This window comes from Rathayibacter caricis DSM 15933 (assembly GCF_003044275.1).
In the GTDB taxonomy this organism is placed as follows: domain Bacteria; phylum Actinomycetota; class Actinomycetes; order Actinomycetales; family Microbacteriaceae; genus Rathayibacter; species Rathayibacter caricis.
On the sequence record NZ_PZPL01000001.1, the window covers coordinates 1,844,952 to 1,860,668 of the forward strand.

The following is a 15,717-nucleotide window of genomic DNA, read 5'->3' on the forward strand; positions in this document are numbered from 1 at the left end:
CGCCGCTCCCGCCCCCACGACGACCGCCCCGTTCGAGGAACCGCCCCCCTGGGTTCCTCGAGCGGGGCGGTTCTGCGTCAGCGCCGCCGCCCCACGCCGAGCAGCGGCAGCGTCACCGTGCACAGCGGGCCGATGAGCACCGCGAACGCGAGGGTGCCGACGCCGACGTTCCCGCCCAGCGCCCAGCCGATGAGCAGCACGGTGGCCTCGACGCCCGAGCGGCCGACCCAGATGGGCAGGCCGGTGCGGCGGTGCAGCCCCGTCATCAGTCCGTCGCGCGGGCCGGGCCCGAGGTGCGCCCCGATGTAGACGCCGCTCGCGACCGCGAGCAGCACGAGTCCCGCGGTGAAGAGCAGGATCTGCCCCCAGAGCGTCGAGGGTGTCGGGATCAGCCACATCCCGAGCTCGATCGCGGGTCCCACGGTCAGCACGTTCAGCACGGTGCCCAACCCCGGCCGCTGCCGGAGAGGGATCCACAGCAGCAGCACGAGCAGGCCGATGATGTTCGTGAGCAGTCCGATTCCCAGTCCGGTGCGGAGCGAGAGGCCCTGCGCGAAGACGGTCCACGGATCCACTCCGAGCGCCGCCCGGATCATCATGGCGTCCGCGACGCCGTAGAGGACGAGCCCGACCATCAGCCGGGGAACGGCTCGGATCCGCCACTGTCCGAGCGGAACGGGAGCGTCGAGGGGCGCCGGGGCGGTGAGGGGGCGGGAGGCGGGCGAAGCGGTCACAGGGGACATCACAGCGCAGGATTGGCCTTCCGCGCGCGGTCCAATCCCACTACCTTGGACGCATGGCTGATGTCCACTTCGGCGTGCGCGCCCTGCAGACCCTCCTCGGCGACTGGCGCGAGCAGCGCGGCACCCGCCCCGCGTACCTGGCGCTCGCCGACCGCATCCGCCTGCTCGTCATCGACGGCCGCATCCCGGCCGACAGCCGGCTGCCCGCCGAGCGCGAGCTCTCGGCCCGGCTGGGCGTCAGCCGCACCACCGTCGCGGCTGCCTACCGCGAGCTGCGCGAGAGCGGCTACCTCGTGAGCGTCCGCGGCTCCGGCAGCGTGACGCGCCTCCCGGGTGCCGCGGTGCACGCCGTGCCGACCCTGGCGCCCGACTTCCTCGACTTCACCAAGGCGGCGCTCCCCGCCGTGCCCGAGCTGGGGGAGGCCTACGCCCGAGCGGCGCAGCGAGTGCCCGAGCACTTCGACGACGGCTCCTACGACACCGTGGGCCTGCCGATGCTGCGCCGGGCGATCGCCGAGCGCTACACGAAGCGCGGCCTGCGGACCGAGCCCGGTCAGATCATGGTGACCATCGGCGCCCAGCACGCGATCGCCCTCGTCGCGCGCACCCTCCTCTCGCGCGGCGACCGCGCCCTGATCGAGGCGCCGACGTACCCGCACGCCTACGAGGCGCTCCGGCTCGCCGGCGCTCGGCTCGTGCCGGTCAACGTCGACGGCGCGGACGGCTGGGACGACGAGGGCCTGATCGCCGCGCTCCGCGGCACCAGCCCGACGCTGGCCTACCTGATGCCCGACTTCCACAACCCGACCGGCCGCTCGATGGCTCCGGAGCTGCGCGAGCGCGCTATCGCCGCGGCCGCGCGCCAGGGCACGGTGATCATCGCCGACGAGACCACCGCCGAACTCGACATCGACCGGCGGATGTCGCCGCTCCCGTTCGCCGCGTACGGTCCGGAGGGGACGGTGATCTCGATCGGGTCCGTCGGCAAGACGCTGTGGGGCGGGATCCGCATCGGCTGGATCCGCGCGGATCGGGGCACGATCCGCAAGCTCGTCGCGGCCCGCTCCGCCGGCGACCTCGGCAGCCCGATCCTCGAGCAGCTGCTCGTCACCGACATGCTCGGCCGGATGGAGGGGGTGTTCGAGCTGCGCCGCGAGCAGCTGCGCGCCGGTCGCGACCACCTCGAGGCGGCTCTCGCCCGCGCGATCCCGGAGTGGAGCGTCCCGCGCGTCTCGGGCGGCCTGTCGACCTGGGTGGGCCTGGGCCGTCCGGCGAGCTCGCAGCTGGCGCTCGCCGCCCGCACCTTCGGCCTGCTGATCACCGCCGGCCCCCGCTTCGGGATCGACGGCGCGTTCGAGCGCTTCCTCCGCATCCCGATCGGCTACTCGCCCGAGACGACGGACCGCGCGGTCGAGGCGCTCGCCGCGGCGTGGGCGCAGGTCGCCCGGCACCCGGTGGCCGAGACGGGGTACCTCGCGGACGTCGTCTGACCGCCCGACGCTGGGAGCACACCCGCATCATCCTGAGGATCGACGAGTACTCAGTCGGCTGATGAAAGACTCGTGAGGTGCATCTCCTCGCGGTCCTCAGCATGAAGAACCGGGCGCTCATCGCCCTCGTCACCGTCGTCGTCGCCGTGTTCGGAGGGGTCGCGCTCACCGGTCTGAAGCAGGAGCTGGCGCCGTCGATCTCGTTCCCGCAGCTGGCGGTCGTGTCCAGCTACCCGGGCGCGGCGCCCGAGGTGGTCAATGACGACGTGTCGACCCCGATCGAGACCGCGATCCAGGGCGTTCCGGGGCTCGAGACGACCAGCGCGACGTCCTCGACGAACTCGTCCCTGATCTCGGCGTCGTTCACCTACGGCACCGATCTCGCCACCGCCGAGCAGAAGATCCTGCAGGCGATCAACCGCATCCGCAGCACGCTGCCCGAGGGGGTCGATCCGCAGGTCGTCACCGGATCCTTCGACGACCTGCCGGTCCTCCAGCTCGCCGTCTCGAGCGACGGCGACGCCGAGGCGCTCGCGAGCGACCTGCGCGAGAGCGTGATCCCGGACCTCGAGGAGGTCGACGGCGTCCGCGAGGTCGCCCTCGTCGGCGAGACCGCGCAGCGCGTGACGATCACTCCCGACGACGCGCAGCTCGCCGCCGCCGGAGTCACGGCGAACGACATCCGCACCGCGCTGCAGCAGAACGGCGTGCTCGTCGCCGGCGGCGAGATCACCCAGGACGGCTCGACCTTCTCGGTGCAGTCCGGTCAGAAGCTCGGCTCGACCGACGACATCGCGGCGCTGCCGCTGCTGCCGTCCTCCGCCGGCGCGTCCGCGGGGGCGTTCCCCGCCGCTCCCACCGCCGCCCTGCCGACCATCGGCTCCGTGGCCGCCGTCGCCGTGACGGAGGCGCCCGTCACCTCGATCTCGCGCGTCAACGGCCAGCCCGCGCTCACCCTCTCGATCACGAAGCTGCCCGCCGCCAACACGGTCGACGTCTCGACCGGCGTCACCGCGCTGCTGCCGGATCTCGAGGCCTCGCTCGGCGACGGCGCGACCTTCACCTCGGTCTTCGACCAGGCTCCCTACATCCAGGAGTCGATCGCGGCGCTCGCGCAGGAGGGGGCGCTGGGCCTCGTCTTCGCGGTGCTCGTGATCCTGGTGTTCCTGCTCTCGGTGCGGTCGACGCTGGTGACGGCCATCTCGATCCCGACGTCGGTGCTGATCACCTTCATCGGCCTGCAGACCGCCGGGTACACGCTCAACATCCTCACCCTCGGCGCACTGACCATCGCGATCGGCCGCGTCGTCGACGACTCCATCGTCGTGATCGAGAACATCAAGCGGCATCTCGACGCGGGGGAGGAGCGCGCGGGCACCATCGCGCGCGCCGTCCGCGAGGTCGCCGGAGCGATCACCGCCTCGACCATCACGACCGTCGCGGTGTTCCTGCCGATCTCGTTCGTCGGCGGCACGACCGGCGAGCTCTTCCGTCCGTTCGCGCTGACCGTGACCATCGCGCTGCTCGCCTCGCTGGTGGTGGCGCTCACGATCGTCCCGGTGCTCGCCTACTGGTTCCTGCGCCCCTCGAAGCGCCCGGGCGTCCGCGAGGCCGCGCGCGCGGCGCTCGACGAGGAGCGCACGGCGGCGGGGGAGATCCCCGTCGCACCTGCGCCTGCGCGGGAACCGCTGCCGGAGTCGCCCGCCCACGGCCACCGCTCGGCTCACGCCGCCCCGCGCCCGGCCTCCGCGCTCCAGCGCGTCTACGGTCCGATCATCGCCTGGACGCTCAAGCACTCCGTCGTCACGGTGCTGCTCTCGCTGCTGGTCCTGGTCGGCACCGGCGCGCTCTACCCGCTGATGAAGACCAACTTCCTGGGGGCCAGCGGGCAGAACACCTTCACCGTCACGCAGACCGTTCCGGTCGGGCAGAGCCTGGACGCGCAGGACGTCACCGCGCAGGCGTCCAGCACCGCGATCCTCGACGTCGACGGCGTCGAGACCGTGCAGCTCTCGATCGGGTCCTCGGGCGGCGGGCTGCAGAGCGCGTTCGGCGGCGGAGGCGGGAGCAGCATCAGCTACTCCGTCACCACCGACGAGTCGGCCGACCAGGAGGTCGTGCAGTCCGAGGTCCGCGACGCGCTGGGCGAGGTCGCCGACCCCGACGACATCAGCGTCTCGGCCGCGTCCGGCTTCGGCGCGTCCTCGGACATCGAGGTCGACCTGACCACGGCCTCGCAGTCCGACCTGCAGAGCGCGAACGACGCGCTGCTCGAGGCGCTGCGCGGCACCGACGGGATCAGCCAGGCCGAGTCGAACCTCTCCTCCTCCCTGCCCTACATCGCCGTTCGGGTCGACCGGGCTGCCGCGGCGCAGGCGGGCCTCAGCGAGGTGGCGGTCGGCACGATCGTCAGCCAGGCGCTCCAGCCCTCGCAGGCGGGCACCGTCGTGATCGAGGACCGCACGCTCTCGATCTACCTCGCCGACGCGCAGCCGCCGGCGACGATCGACGAGCTCTCGGCGCTCGAGATCCCGACGCTCACCGGCCCGGTCGCCCTGTCGACCCTCGCCGCGGTCGAGCAGACGAACGGCCCGGCGAGCATCACCACCGAGCGCGGTCAGCGCTCGGCCACGATCACCGTCACTCCGGAGGGAGACGACCTCGCCTCGGCGAACGTCGCCGTGCAGAGCGCGATCGACGGCACCGACCTCCCCGCGGGCGTCTCGGCCGAGCTCGGCGGAGTGACGGCGGACCAGACCGACGCCTTCTCGCAGCTGGGCATCGCGCTGCTCGTGGCGATCCTCATCGTCTACGTGGTGATGGTCGCGACGTTCCGCTCGCTGCTGCAGCCCCTCCTGCTGCTCGTCTCGGTGCCGTTCGCGGCGACCGGAGCGATCCTGCTCCAGGTGGTCACGGGCGTCCCGCTGGGCGTCCCCTCCCTCATCGGCGTGCTGATGCTGATCGGCATCGTGGTGACGAACGCGATCGTTCTCGTCGACCTCGTGAACCAGTACCGCGAGCGCGGCATGCCGGTGCGCGAGGCGCTGCTGCACGGCACGGAGCGGCGCCTGCGCCCGATCCTGATGACGGCCCTCGCGACGATCTTCGCGCTGCTGCCGATGGCGCTCGGGATCACCGGCCACGGCGGGTTCATCTCGCAGCCGCTGGCCATCGTCGTGATCGGCGGACTGGTGTCGTCGACCGTGCTGACGCTGGTCGTGCTGCCGGTCATCTACAACCTGGTCGAGGGGTATCGTGAGCGGCGGCGTGCCGCCCGCGCCGGGAAGGCGTCGGCATGACGGTCGATCAGAGCTCCACTCCTCCGGACGAGGCGCAGACCATCGGCTCGCGGTGGCGCAGCGGCCCCGAGCGGGCCGCCGCGGCGCTCGCCGAGGTGAGCCCCGCGACCTTCGTCTCGCGCGGCTACCGCCCCGGGGTCCTCCGCCACATCGTGCTCTTCCGCTTCCGCCCGACCGCGCTGGTCGCCGAGGTCGACGCGGTGACCGCGCGCTTCCTGGCGCTCGCCGACGAGTGCGTGCGCGACGGGGAGCCGTACATCGTCTCGATCGAGACCGGGCCGCAGCTCAGCACCGAGGGCGCGGGCGAGGGCTTCGACCGCGCGTTCCTGCTGACCTTCTCCTCCGAGGGCGACCTCAACTACTACCTCGGCCGGCCCGCCGTCGACGGACCGGGTCTCTTCGATCCGGCGCACGACGCGTTCAAGGGTTTCGTCGGCCCGGTGCTGGACACCGCAGGCGTCGTGGCGTTCGACTTCCGACCCGAGCCGTTCGACGCCGGAGCCCTCGCGGGCTGATGGCGACCCCGGACTTCATCCTGAGCCTGCGCGAGCGGGTCGGCACGGAGCTGCTCTGGCTGACCGGCGTGACCGCGGTGATCCTGCGGGGCGGTCTCGACGTGCTCGAGCCGGAGCGCCGGGTGCTGCTCGTGCGCCGCTCCGACACCGGCGCGTGGACCGCGGTGACGGGGGTCATCGATCCGGGCGAGACGGTCGCCGGCACCGCTCGGCGCGAGGCGCTGGAGGAGACGGGCGTCGAGATCGAGGTCGAGCGCCTCGTGTGGGTGCACACCCTGCCGCCGATGACCTACCCGAACGGGGACCGCGCGCAGTACCTCGACCACGTCGTCCGCGCCCGCTACGTCTCGGGGGAGGCGCACGTGGCCGACGAGGAGTCGAGCGAGGTCGGCTGGTTCGCGCTCGACGCTCTGCCCCCGATGTCCGAGGAGCACCGCGCGCGCATCGAGCGGGCGCTGTCGGAGGACCCGGCCTGCTCGTTCGACTGACGCGGCGCCGCCCGCCGAGCCGGCACTCCTGGGCTCGGACGTGCTCGGCTCGGACGTGCTGGGCTCAGACGTGCTCGCTGACGAGCACCGCGGTCGTCCCCGCTTCGAGCGCGTCGAACACGTGCGGCTCGTCGCCCGGGTACGACAGGTAGTCGCCGACGGAGAGCTCGACAGGGGCGTCGGCCGGTCCGGCGAGTGCGCGGCCGGCCGTGAGCACGAGGTGCTCGACCGTTCCGCGGGCGTGCGGGTCGGAGTCGCGGGGCGTGCCGGGCTCGGCGGCGAGCACGTAGAGGTCGCGGCGCGCACCGGGCGGGCAGGCGCTGAGGAGGGTCGCGGCGTAGTCGGCGGTCGCCGACGCCACCCGCGGCCCCTCGCCCGCGCGGATCAGCTGCACCGTGCGGCGCGGCGGCTCGACGAGGTGCGAGAACGGCACTCCGAGCGCTCCGCCGAGGGCCCAGAGGGTCTCGAGGTTGGGGTTGCCCTCGCCCGCCTCGAGCTGCGAGAGCGTCGACTTGGCGATGCCCGCGCGGCGCGCGATCTCGGAGATGCTGAGCCCGAGTCGGGCGCGCTCGCGTCGGAGCGAGGAGGCGACGAGGTCGCGAGGGGTGGGCGCGACGGCCATGTTCGTCCTAACGGTCGAGCGTTCGGCTTGACGAACGCGTCGCGGGCCTGCACACTGTCCCGCGTGACCATTATGACGTCCTTTCGTTCGATCCTCCGAACGGTCGGTGCCGCCGACGGGCGCTCCCTCGGGCTGATCGGGGCGTCGGTCGCGGTGATCGGAGTCTCGTACGGGCTCGGGGCGACAGGCGCCGGATTCCCGCTCTGGCAGATCCTGCTGCTCGCCGTCTCGGTCTTCGGGGCCTCGGCCGAGATCCTCTTCGTGGGTGTCGTCGCGGCCGGAGGCGCCCCGCTGGCCGCCGCGCTCGCAGCGCTGCTCGTCAACGCGCGGGCGCTGCCCTACGGCATGGCCGCGGGCGGCGTCGTGCGCTCCGGGCGACGCCGGCTCCTGGCCGCGCATCTCGCGAACGACGAGACCGTCGCCTTCGCGCTCTCGGGCCGGACCCCGGAGCGCCGCCGAGCGCTGTTCTGGGCGGCGGGCGCGGTCGTGCTGACCGCCTGGCCCCTGGGCGCTCTCGCCGGGGCGCTCCTCGGCGCGGTGATCGCCGACCCGTCGGTGCTGGGCCTGGACGCCGTGTTCCCCGCCGTGCTGCTCGCGCTCGCGCTCCCGGGTCTCCGAGGCGCCGGGACGCTCGCCGCGACGCTGCTCGGCGGGGCGGTCGCGCTCGCGGCGGTGCCGGTGGTGCCGCTCGGGCTCGCTCCGGTGCTCGCCCTCGCGGGCGTCGCGGCCACGGCAGGGCGGGAACGCTCGTGAGCACCGCCGCCGTGACCCTCGGCATCGTCGTGCTCGCGGTCGGCAGCTTCGCGCTGCGGGCGGGCGGGGTGCTGCTGCGCGACCGGATGCCGCTCGGCGACGAGGCGGAGCGACTCGTCGAACGGGGCACCGTCGTCCTGCTGATCGCGGTCGCCCTGGTGTCGGCGCTGACGGAGGGGGCGGAGCCGGCTCCCGTGTCGCGGGCCGCGGGAGTCGCGGCGGGCGCCGGGGCGGCACTCCTGAAGGCGCCGCTGGTGGTCGTGGTCGTCGTGGCGGCGGGAACGGCGGCGGGGCTCCGGGCTCTGGGGGTGTGACCCGCTCAGACCGACTTCGCGAAGCACAGCGCGGAGTCGTCCCCGACGTGCGCGCCGAAGCCGTCGACCTCCGTGAAGCCGAGCGCCCGGGCTCCGGCGGCGGTCGCCGGATCCGCCGCGTCGGAGCGGAACCGCAGCGTCCGGATCCGCTGGACCCGCGCCCACGACTCGGCCGCGAGGACCAGGTGGCGGGCCACCCCCTGCCGCCGCGCCGCGGGCAGGACGACCAGGCGCACGAGCTCGGCGAAGTCGTCGGGGCCGGGGGCCAGGGCGACGAGCCCGAGGGCGGCGCCGTCCGCTCCGCTCCGCGCGACGAACAGGCGCTCGTGCTCGCGGTCGAGTGCGGAGGGCGCTCCTGCGAGGTCCAGCAGCGCGTCGACCTCGGGGGAGCCCGTGCGCTCGAGTCGCACGCTCACGGCCTCCGCGCCGCTCACGAGGTCGGCTCCGCCGCTCCCGCCGGCTCGAGGGAGAGGGTCTGCACGGCCGGAGCGTCGAGGTGCGCGTGCAGGAAGTCGACGATCGTCGAGCGCAGTGCGTCGTCGAGCAGGGCGATGGAGTGCAGCGCTCCAGGGACGACGAGGAGCTCGACCGGGGCGCCGGCCTCCTTCAGGGCGGCCGCGAACGACGCGGACTGCGAGAGCGACACGCGCTCGTCGGCCGAGTGGGCGATCAGGAACGGGGGCTCGCTGCCGTCGACGTGCGAGATCGGCGACGCCTCCTCGGCCGCGGGGCACGCGGCGAGGTCGGGGCAGTCGAGGTAGGTGCGGACGGCGGCGGCGACGCCCACGACCGGGTCGTCGTCGGCGAGGCCCGCGGCGGTCAGGTCGGAGGGGCCGCTCAGGTCGACGACCGCGGCGAGCTCCGAGGAGGTGTCGTCGTCCGTGCCCAGCAGCGAGGCGAGGTTGCCGCCGGCCGATCCGCCGAACGCGGCGACCCGCTCCGGATCGATGCCCAGCCGCCCGGTCTGCTCGGGGGCGAGGAGCCAGTCGAGCGCGGCCGAGACGTCGTCGATCTGCGCGGGGAAGACCGCGGCCGGAGCGAGCCGGTAGTTCACCGAGACGGCGACGAAGCCCTCGGAGGCGAGCCACTGGCACAGCGGCCGCCAGTTCGCGTCGGCCTTGTCGCCGCGGGCCCAGCTGCCGCCGTGCACGACCAGCACCGCGGGCAGCGGAGCGGAGTCGACGGCGTCGACGGGCGAGCAGACGTCGACGGCCTGGCCGGTCGACTCGTCGTAGACGAGATCGGCGGTGACGGGGATGTCGGAGTACTGCGTCGAGGGCACGGCGCCCGCCGCCTGGGCGATCGGCTCGGACACGGGAGCCGCGCTCGCGCAGCCCGCGAGGGCGGCGGCGGTGAGCGCGAGGGTCGCTGCGGACAGGGCGAAGGATCGCGGGGTTCGGGAGGTCTTGCGCATGGGTGAGACGAGCGTAAGGGGTGGACGGCGCTCCGCCTACAGGACCCCCGCGATCAGGGGGTGCCGGGCCGCGTCAGCTGCTCCGAGCCGGAACCGGCCGGGCCGCGTCAGCTGCTCCGGACCGGGACCGGCGGCTCCTGCGCCGCGGGCTCGACCGGCGCCGGCTCCTCCGCCTGCAGTCGCACGAGCACGACCCCGGTGAGGATCAGCGCGCCGCCCGCGAACTGGATCGGCGCGGGCAGCTCGCCCAGGAGTGCCCACGCAGCGACGATCGAGAAGAGCACCTCGGTGAGCCCGACGAACGAGGCGATCCGGGTGCCGAGTCGGGAGCCGCCCTGGATGCCGAGGAGGTACGCCAGCACGGTCGACATGCCCAGGATCACCGCGGCCGGCACCGCCCAGGAGACCTCGTTCCCGAGGAACACCACGTCGCCGAAGGTCGCGCGCAGCGGAGTGATGCCGGTCACCCCGAGCAGGAGCAGGATCGCGGCGCCGACGGTCATCGCGCCCGCGGTCAGGGCGATCGGCGGCAGCTCCGGATCGACGCGGCCGGCGATCACGTAGTAGACGCAGAGCCCGAGGGACGCGGTGAGCGCCCACGCGATGCCGATCAGCTCGGGGGTGGACTCACCCGACAGATCCAGTACCAGCACCAGGCCGGCCAGTGCGAGCGCCGAGCCGGCGAGCGTGAAGCGGCCGGGGTGCCTCCGGGTGCGGGCCCAGGCGAAGAGGACGAGGAACACGGGCGCCAGGTACTCGATCAACAGGGCGATGCCGACCGACATGTGCTCGATGGCGCTGTAGAAGCAGAGCTGTGCGGCCACGACGGCGAAGACTCCGTAGAGCCCGATCGTGCCGAGGTTGCGGCGCAGCACGTGCGCCTTGCCGCGGAGGGAGAGCGCCGCGGGGATCGCGAGGACGAGCGCCGCGCCTCCCGCGCGCCAGAGCACGGCGGCCGAGGGGGTCCAGCCCGCTTCGAGGAGCGGCTTCACGAACGGGCCGCCCAGCCCGAAGGCGGCCGCCGCGGCGAGTGCCAGCACGAGACCGGAGCCGAGGCGGCGCGGGGGTGCCGTGGTGGTCATCTGCGCGTCCCTCGTCTCGGCCGACCGGTTCAGGAGTCAAACTCGTTATGCTCGTGACAGCATCCGGTGGTCCAGACGGTACCGGCTCGCCCTGTCAGGAGTCAACATGGTTTTCGCTCATGACGTCGAGGCCTCCCTCACCTCGACGGCCTTCCTCGTCAACACGCTGCCCGAGCTCTCGCACACGGGCGAGGACGAGCTCGCCACCCTCGAGCAGCTCGACGACTTCCTCCGCATCAACCGCTACACGGGCAGCCGCGAGCACTCGACGGCGGAGCTCGACGCCGTCCGCTCCGTCCGCTCCTCCCTCCGCTCGCTCTGGCTGACGAGCGCCGAGGAGGACCTCGTGGCCCTGGTCAACGGGATGCTCGAGCAGGGCCGGGCGCTGCCGCAGCTCGTGCGGCACGGACTCTGGGGTTGGCACCTGCACGCGACGCGCGACGAGAGTCCGCTCGCCACCCGCATCGTCGTGGAGGCGGCGATGGCCTTCGTCGACGTGGTGCGCGGGGACGAGCGCGATCGCATCCGGATCTGCGCGGCGGAGGACTGCGAGGCGGTGCTCGTCGACTTCTCGCGCAACCGCTCCAAGCGGTACTGCGACACGGGGAACTGCGGCAACCGGGCGAACGTGGCGGCGTACCGGGCGCGGCGCGCGACGGCGGAGGCGTGACGCGGGAGTAGGGGAAAGGGCGCGGCATCCTAGCGGGGGAGTCGCGCCCGCCCTAGCCAGGCCGCGAGGGCACGTGTAGACTCCTGCGGTCGGCTCTTGACACCGTGCGCTCTGCGCGCGGATGGGTTTGTTAGTCAAGCGGGCCGGATCTCCGACAGTCGTCGTGAGAGACATCACATGTGTGTGAATCGGCCCCGGTCAAAGACTCGCCCGGGTTCCAGCAGGCTGCGTTCGGACGCGCCCCACGAGGGCGCCCTCCGGCGTGCGTCTGCCCGCTCCTCACCGAGCCCACGCAGAACCGAACCCAGGAAGACACAGCCATGCCCAAGAACAAGAAGCCCGCCGGCGGACGCCCCGCCAAGAACTTCGAGCCCAACCGCTTCGGCGCGTCCAGCGGCAAATCGCAGCTCGGAGGCCGTTCGCGCTTCCCCGCGACCAAGCCCGGCGCGCGCAGCGAGGGTCACCGCGGCTACCGCCCGGTCGACGAGAACGCGCCCAAGAAGGCGCGCTGGAACGCCGACGAGCGCGCCGCCCGCGCCGACGAGCGCAGCAGCGAGCGCCCCGCCCGCTCGTACGACCGCGACGAGCGCCCCGCGCGCTCGGCCGATCGCGGCGACCGCCCCGTGCGCTCCTACGACCGGACCGACCGCCCCGCGCGGTCGTTCGACCGCAGCGACCGTCCGGCGCGGTCCTTCGACCGCAGCGAGCGCCCCGCCCGGTCGTACGACCGCGACGAGCGCCCTGCACGCTCCTCCGAGCGCAGCGACCGCCCGGCTCGGTCCTTCGACCGCAACGACCGTCCGGCTCGGTCCTTCGACCGCACCGACCGTCCGGCTCGGTCGTACGACCGCGATGACCGCCCGGCTCGCTCGGCCGACCGCGGCGACCGCCCCGCTCGCTCCTTCGACCGCAACGACCGTCCGGCGCGTTCCTTCGACCGGACCGACCGCCCGGCCCGTTCCTACGACCGCGATGACCGCCCGGCTCGCTCGGCCGAGCGCAGCGACCGTCCCGCCCGCTCCTTCGACCGCTCGGACCGTCCGGCCCGCTCGTTCGACCGGACCGACCGCCCGGCCCGCTCCTACGACCGCGACGAGCGCCCCGTCCGCTCCTCCGAGCGCAGCGACCGCCCCGCCCGCTCGTTCGACCGCGGCGACCGTCCGGCCGCCCGCTCCTTCGAGCGCACCGACCGCCCGGCGCGCACCTCGTACGACCGCACCGACCGCTCCGCCGGCGGCGCCCGCGGGCCCCGCCGCGACTCCTCCGACTTCTACCCCTCGCGCGACACCCGCGGCTCGCACCAGGTCGACGACGTCGTCCTCGAGCGCCTCGAGGCGACCGCGACCCTCGCGGTCGACGTCGAGGGCGTGTCCTTCGGCGACCTCGGCCTGGGCGCGAACATCGTCCGCCAGCTGACCTCGATGGGAGCGGCGGCGCCGTTCCCGATCCAGGCCGCCACGATCCCCGAGGTGCTCCGCGGGAAGGACGTCCTCGGCCGCGGCAAGACCGGCTCCGGCAAGACCATCGCCTTCGGCGCTCCCGTCGTCGAGCGTCTGATGGAGAACAACGGAGGCAAGGACCGCAAGCAGGGCCGCGCCCCCCGCGCGCTCATCCTCGCCCCGACCCGCGAGCTCGCGATGCAGATCGACCGCACCGTGCAGCCCATCGCGCGCTCGGTCGGCCTCTTCACCACGACGATCTTCGGCGGCGTCCCCCAGTACAAGCAGGTCGGCGCCCTCCAGCGCGGGGTCGACATCGTCATCGCGACGCCGGGCCGTCTCGAGGACCTCGTCGAGCAGGGCCGCCTCGACCTGTCGAAGGTGACCATCACGGTCCTCGACGAGGCCGACCACATGTGCGACCTCGGCTTCCTCGAGCCGGTGCAGCGGATCCTCCGCCGCACCGCGACCGGCGGACAGCGACTGCTCTTCTCGGCCACGCTCGACAAGGGCGTCGCGACGCTCGTCGACGAGTTCCTGGTCGAGCCGAGCGTGCACGAAGTCGCCGGCGAGGACCAGGCGTCCTCGACGATCGACCACCGCGTCCTGGTCATCGAGCACCGCGACAAGGCCGAGATCATCGAGCAGCTCGCCGCACGCGAGGGCAAGACGCTGATCTTCGCCCGCACCCGCGCCTTCGCCGAGCAGCTCGCCGAGCAGCTCGAGCACGCGGACATCCCCGCGACCAGCCTGCACGGCGACCTCAACCAGTCGCGCCGCACGCGCAACCTCGCGCTGCTGACCAGCGGCCGCGTCGACGTGCTCGTCGCGACCGACGTCGCCGCGCGCGGCATCCACGTGGACGACATCGACCTGGTCATCCAGGCCGACGCGCCGGACGAGTACAAGACGTACCTGCACCGCTCGGGCCGCACCGGTCGCGCGGGCAAGAAGGGCACCGTCGTCACGCTCATCACGCGCAACCGCCGCCACCGCATGGAGGAGCTCCTCGAGCGCGCCGAGATCGAGGCCGACATGGTCCAGGCGTTCCCGGGCGACCGCGTGCTCGCCGAGATCAGCGCTCCCGCCGAGTAGGCGGACGCAGCAACGCCGAAGGGCGGACACCTCACGGTGCCCGCCCTTCGGCGTTGCTGCGGTCAGTGACCGCGGGTCGACTGCTTACGCAGCCGGCATGAGGACGGTGTCGATGAGGTACACGGTCGCGTTGGCGGTCTGGACGCCACCGCAGATGACCGACGCGTCGTTCACCTTGATGTCGTCGCCGGAGCCGGTGACGGTGAGGTCGGTGCCCTGGACGGTGGTCTGCGTGCCGTCGATGTCGGCGGGAGCGATCTGGCCGGGGACGACGTGGTAGGTCAGGACCGACGACAGCGTCGCGGCGCCCTCGGGGGTGGCCAGCGTGGCGAGCGTCGCGGCGTCGAGCTTGGCGAACGCGTCGTCGACGGGGGCGAAGACGGTGAACTCGCTGCCGTTCAGCGTGTCGACGAGGTTGACGTCGGGGTTGAGCTGACCGGAGACCGCAGCGGTGAGGGTCTTGAGGAGCGGGTTGTTCGAGGCGGCCGTGGCGACCGGGTCGAGCGACATGCCGGCGACGGAGCCGGCGCCGTCCGGGACCTGCTCGGCGTAGGCGGCGCAGCCGGGTCCGACGAGGTTCGCGGCCGGGTCCATGGTCGCCATGGGGGTCTCGGTCTCCATGGGGGTGGTGGTCTCCATGGGAGCGGAGGACGACATCGAGTCCTCGGTCGACTCGGTGGTCGAGCCGCTGCCGCTGGAGCAGGCGGTGAGGCCGAGCGTCGCGACGCTGATGAGGGCGAATGCGGCGAAAGTGGTGCGCTTGGTGGTTCGCATGGTGTTTCTCCTTCGTGAGACGGTCCCGGTGAGGGGCTCCGTTGTCCTGGTCGTGCAGAGGGGGTTCGTGCTGTGTGGACCGTTTCGCGGCCGTTGACATGTCTTCGGAGCCCTGGCCGAGGGGGTTTGGATCGGATCGGCGAAGTTCGGTAACGGCTTCGTAACGGGGCCGACCGGCCGCCGTGCAGGTCCTCCTCGCCCCGCCGGTGCTCTGCCGCGTCGATTACCCTGGAGTCGGTCCGCGCTCGCGGGCGCCGGCGCGCGATCCGTGCGATCCGCCGGGAGCAGCTGCGCGATCCTCCGGGTCCGCCTCGACGAACGGGATCCGACGTGCAGACCAGGTGGGCGCGAGTCGCACGGGGCGTCACCGCCGCCGTCGCCGCGACCGCCGCCGCCGCGGCGTCGCACACCCTCGCCGGGGCGACGGCTCCGACTCCCGCCGTCCTCGCCCTCGCGGGCGCCTTCGCCGCCGTGGTGTGCGTCTTCCTCGCCGGCCGCCGGCTCTCGCTGCTGCGTCTCTCGCTCTCGGTGCTGCTCAGTCAGCTCGCGTTCCACGTCCTCTTCCTCGCGAGCGGCGGGGGCGACGTCAGCGTCGTCGGGACGACCGCCACCGGGGCGCACTTCCACGACGAGGGCACCGTCGAACTGGTCGCCGCGGGCGGCGGGCATGCGGCACACTCTCCTCTCATGACGCTGGCGCACCTCGTGGCCGGCGTGCTCACCATCGCCGCGCTGCGCCGCGGCGAGACGCTCTTCTGGACGCTCGGCGAGCAGCTCGCCCGCGTCGTGGTGCGGTTCGTCGTCCGTGCGGGGGCGCTGCTGCTCGGGCCGATCGGTCCCTCCGTCGCCGTGCACGGCGCTCCGGAGCCGCGCTCCCCGCGCCCGCTCGACGCCGCGCTCACGCACCTGCGGCACCGCGGTCCGCCGCTGCGCGCCCTGCACGCCGCCTGACACCGCTCCGCTCCGGGGCGCGTGCCGGTCGGCGTCCACGCGCGCACCGCACGACCGCGCTGCGCTTC

Annotated in this window: 15 protein-coding genes; 9 read left to right on the top strand and 6 right to left on the bottom strand. The window is 73.4% G+C overall.

All coding sequences use genetic code 11. The annotated features are described in order from the left end of the window. Positions 1-77: 77 nt before the first annotated feature. On the bottom strand, positions 78-635 hold the full coding sequence (yczE, locus tag C1I63_RS08495) for a membrane protein YczE (protein ID WP_107575793.1): 558 nt from the start codon (positions 633-635) through the stop codon (positions 78-80). Positions 636-796: 161 nt separating this feature from the next. On the opposite strand from yczE, the gene yczR reads away from it, so the two are divergent. The 4 genes from yczR (at position 797) to C1I63_RS08515 (ending at position 6,535) form a co-directional block, all read left to right on the top strand. After that, positions 797-2,233, top strand: coding sequence for a MocR-like transcription factor YczR (gene yczR, locus C1I63_RS08500; RefSeq protein WP_107574507.1), 1,437 nt, complete (start codon positions 797-799; stop codon positions 2,231-2,233). A 77-nt stretch (positions 2,234-2,310) separates the two neighbouring features. Next, positions 2,311-5,532 carry an efflux RND transporter permease subunit gene (locus tag C1I63_RS08505; protein ID WP_107574508.1) on the top strand — a complete coding sequence of 1,074 codons (3,222 nt, stop codon included), beginning with the start codon at positions 2,311-2,313 and terminating at the stop codon, positions 5,530-5,532. Beyond that, positions 5,529-6,047: a Dabb family protein gene (locus tag C1I63_RS08510; protein WP_107574509.1), complete on the top strand. Its 519-nt coding sequence runs from the start codon at positions 5,529-5,531 to the stop codon at positions 6,045-6,047. Before C1I63_RS08505 ends, C1I63_RS08510 begins: the two co-directional genes overlap by 4 nt. Then, positions 6,047-6,535, top strand: coding sequence for an NUDIX hydrolase (locus tag C1I63_RS08515; protein WP_107574510.1), 489 nt, complete (start codon positions 6,047-6,049; stop codon positions 6,533-6,535). The genes C1I63_RS08510 and C1I63_RS08515 overlap by 1 nt, the downstream gene beginning before the upstream one ends. A 64-nt stretch (positions 6,536-6,599) precedes the next feature. On the opposite strand, the gene C1I63_RS08520 is transcribed toward C1I63_RS08515, so the two are convergent. Next, complete coding sequence (locus tag C1I63_RS08520; RefSeq protein WP_107574511.1) at positions 6,600-7,157, bottom strand: helix-turn-helix domain-containing protein; 558 nt, start codon at positions 7,155-7,157, stop codon at positions 6,600-6,602. Between the two features lie 72 nt (positions 7,158-7,229). Between C1I63_RS08520 and C1I63_RS08525 the strand changes: the two genes are divergently transcribed. Both C1I63_RS08525 and C1I63_RS08530 read left to right on the top strand, forming a co-directional pair. Continuing rightward, positions 7,230-7,910 carry an AzlC family ABC transporter permease gene (locus C1I63_RS08525; RefSeq protein ID WP_107574512.1) on the top strand — a complete coding sequence of 227 codons (681 nt, stop codon included), beginning with the start codon at positions 7,230-7,232 and terminating at the stop codon, positions 7,908-7,910. Further along, positions 7,907-8,224 (top strand): AzlD domain-containing protein, encoded by a 318-nt coding sequence (locus C1I63_RS08530; protein WP_055786633.1) that lies wholly within the window; start codon positions 7,907-7,909, stop codon positions 8,222-8,224. Before C1I63_RS08525 ends, C1I63_RS08530 begins: the two co-directional genes overlap by 4 nt. 5 nt (positions 8,225-8,229) lie before the next feature. On the opposite strand, the gene C1I63_RS08535 is transcribed toward C1I63_RS08530, so the two are convergent. The 3 genes from C1I63_RS08535 to C1I63_RS08545 all read right to left on the bottom strand — a co-directional run bounded on the left by C1I63_RS08535 (position 8,230) and on the right by C1I63_RS08545 (position 10,720). Beyond that, positions 8,230-8,658 carry a GNAT family N-acetyltransferase gene (locus C1I63_RS08535; RefSeq protein WP_107574513.1) on the bottom strand — a complete coding sequence of 143 codons (429 nt, stop codon included), beginning with the start codon at positions 8,656-8,658 and terminating at the stop codon, positions 8,230-8,232. Continuing rightward, positions 8,655-9,638, bottom strand: a complete 984-nt coding sequence (locus tag C1I63_RS08540; protein WP_107574514.1) for an alpha/beta hydrolase — start codon at positions 9,636-9,638, stop codon at positions 8,655-8,657. The genes C1I63_RS08535 and C1I63_RS08540 overlap by 4 nt, the downstream gene beginning before the upstream one ends. A gap of 107 nt (positions 9,639-9,745) precedes the next feature. Beyond that, complete coding sequence (locus C1I63_RS08545) at positions 9,746-10,720, bottom strand: EamA family transporter (RefSeq protein WP_107574515.1); 975 nt, start codon at positions 10,718-10,720, stop codon at positions 9,746-9,748. 106 nt (positions 10,721-10,826) lie between these two features. On the opposite strand from C1I63_RS08545, the gene C1I63_RS08550 reads away from it, so the two are divergent. Then, on the top strand, positions 10,827-11,390 hold the full coding sequence (locus C1I63_RS08550) for a CGNR zinc finger domain-containing protein (RefSeq protein WP_056866397.1): 564 nt from the start codon (positions 10,827-10,829) through the stop codon (positions 11,388-11,390). Positions 11,391-11,710: 320 nt separating this feature from the next. Continuing rightward, positions 11,711-13,924 (top strand): DEAD/DEAH box helicase, encoded by a 2,214-nt coding sequence (locus C1I63_RS08555; protein WP_107574516.1) that lies wholly within the window; start codon positions 11,711-11,713, stop codon positions 13,922-13,924. Between the two features lie 84 nt (positions 13,925-14,008). Here the strand turns inward: C1I63_RS08555 and C1I63_RS08560 are convergent, their stop codons facing one another. After that, positions 14,009-14,698: a fasciclin domain-containing protein gene (locus C1I63_RS08560; RefSeq protein ID WP_055786654.1), complete on the bottom strand. Its 690-nt coding sequence runs from the start codon at positions 14,696-14,698 to the stop codon at positions 14,009-14,011. A gap of 330 nt (positions 14,699-15,028) precedes the next feature. Between C1I63_RS08560 and C1I63_RS08565 the strand changes: the two genes are divergently transcribed. Next, the gene (locus tag C1I63_RS08565) at positions 15,029-15,649 is read left to right on the top strand and encodes a hypothetical protein (RefSeq protein WP_107574517.1); all 621 of its coding nucleotides are present in this window, start codon (positions 15,029-15,031) and stop codon (positions 15,647-15,649) included. The last annotated feature ends 68 nt before the right edge of the window (positions 15,650-15,717 follow it).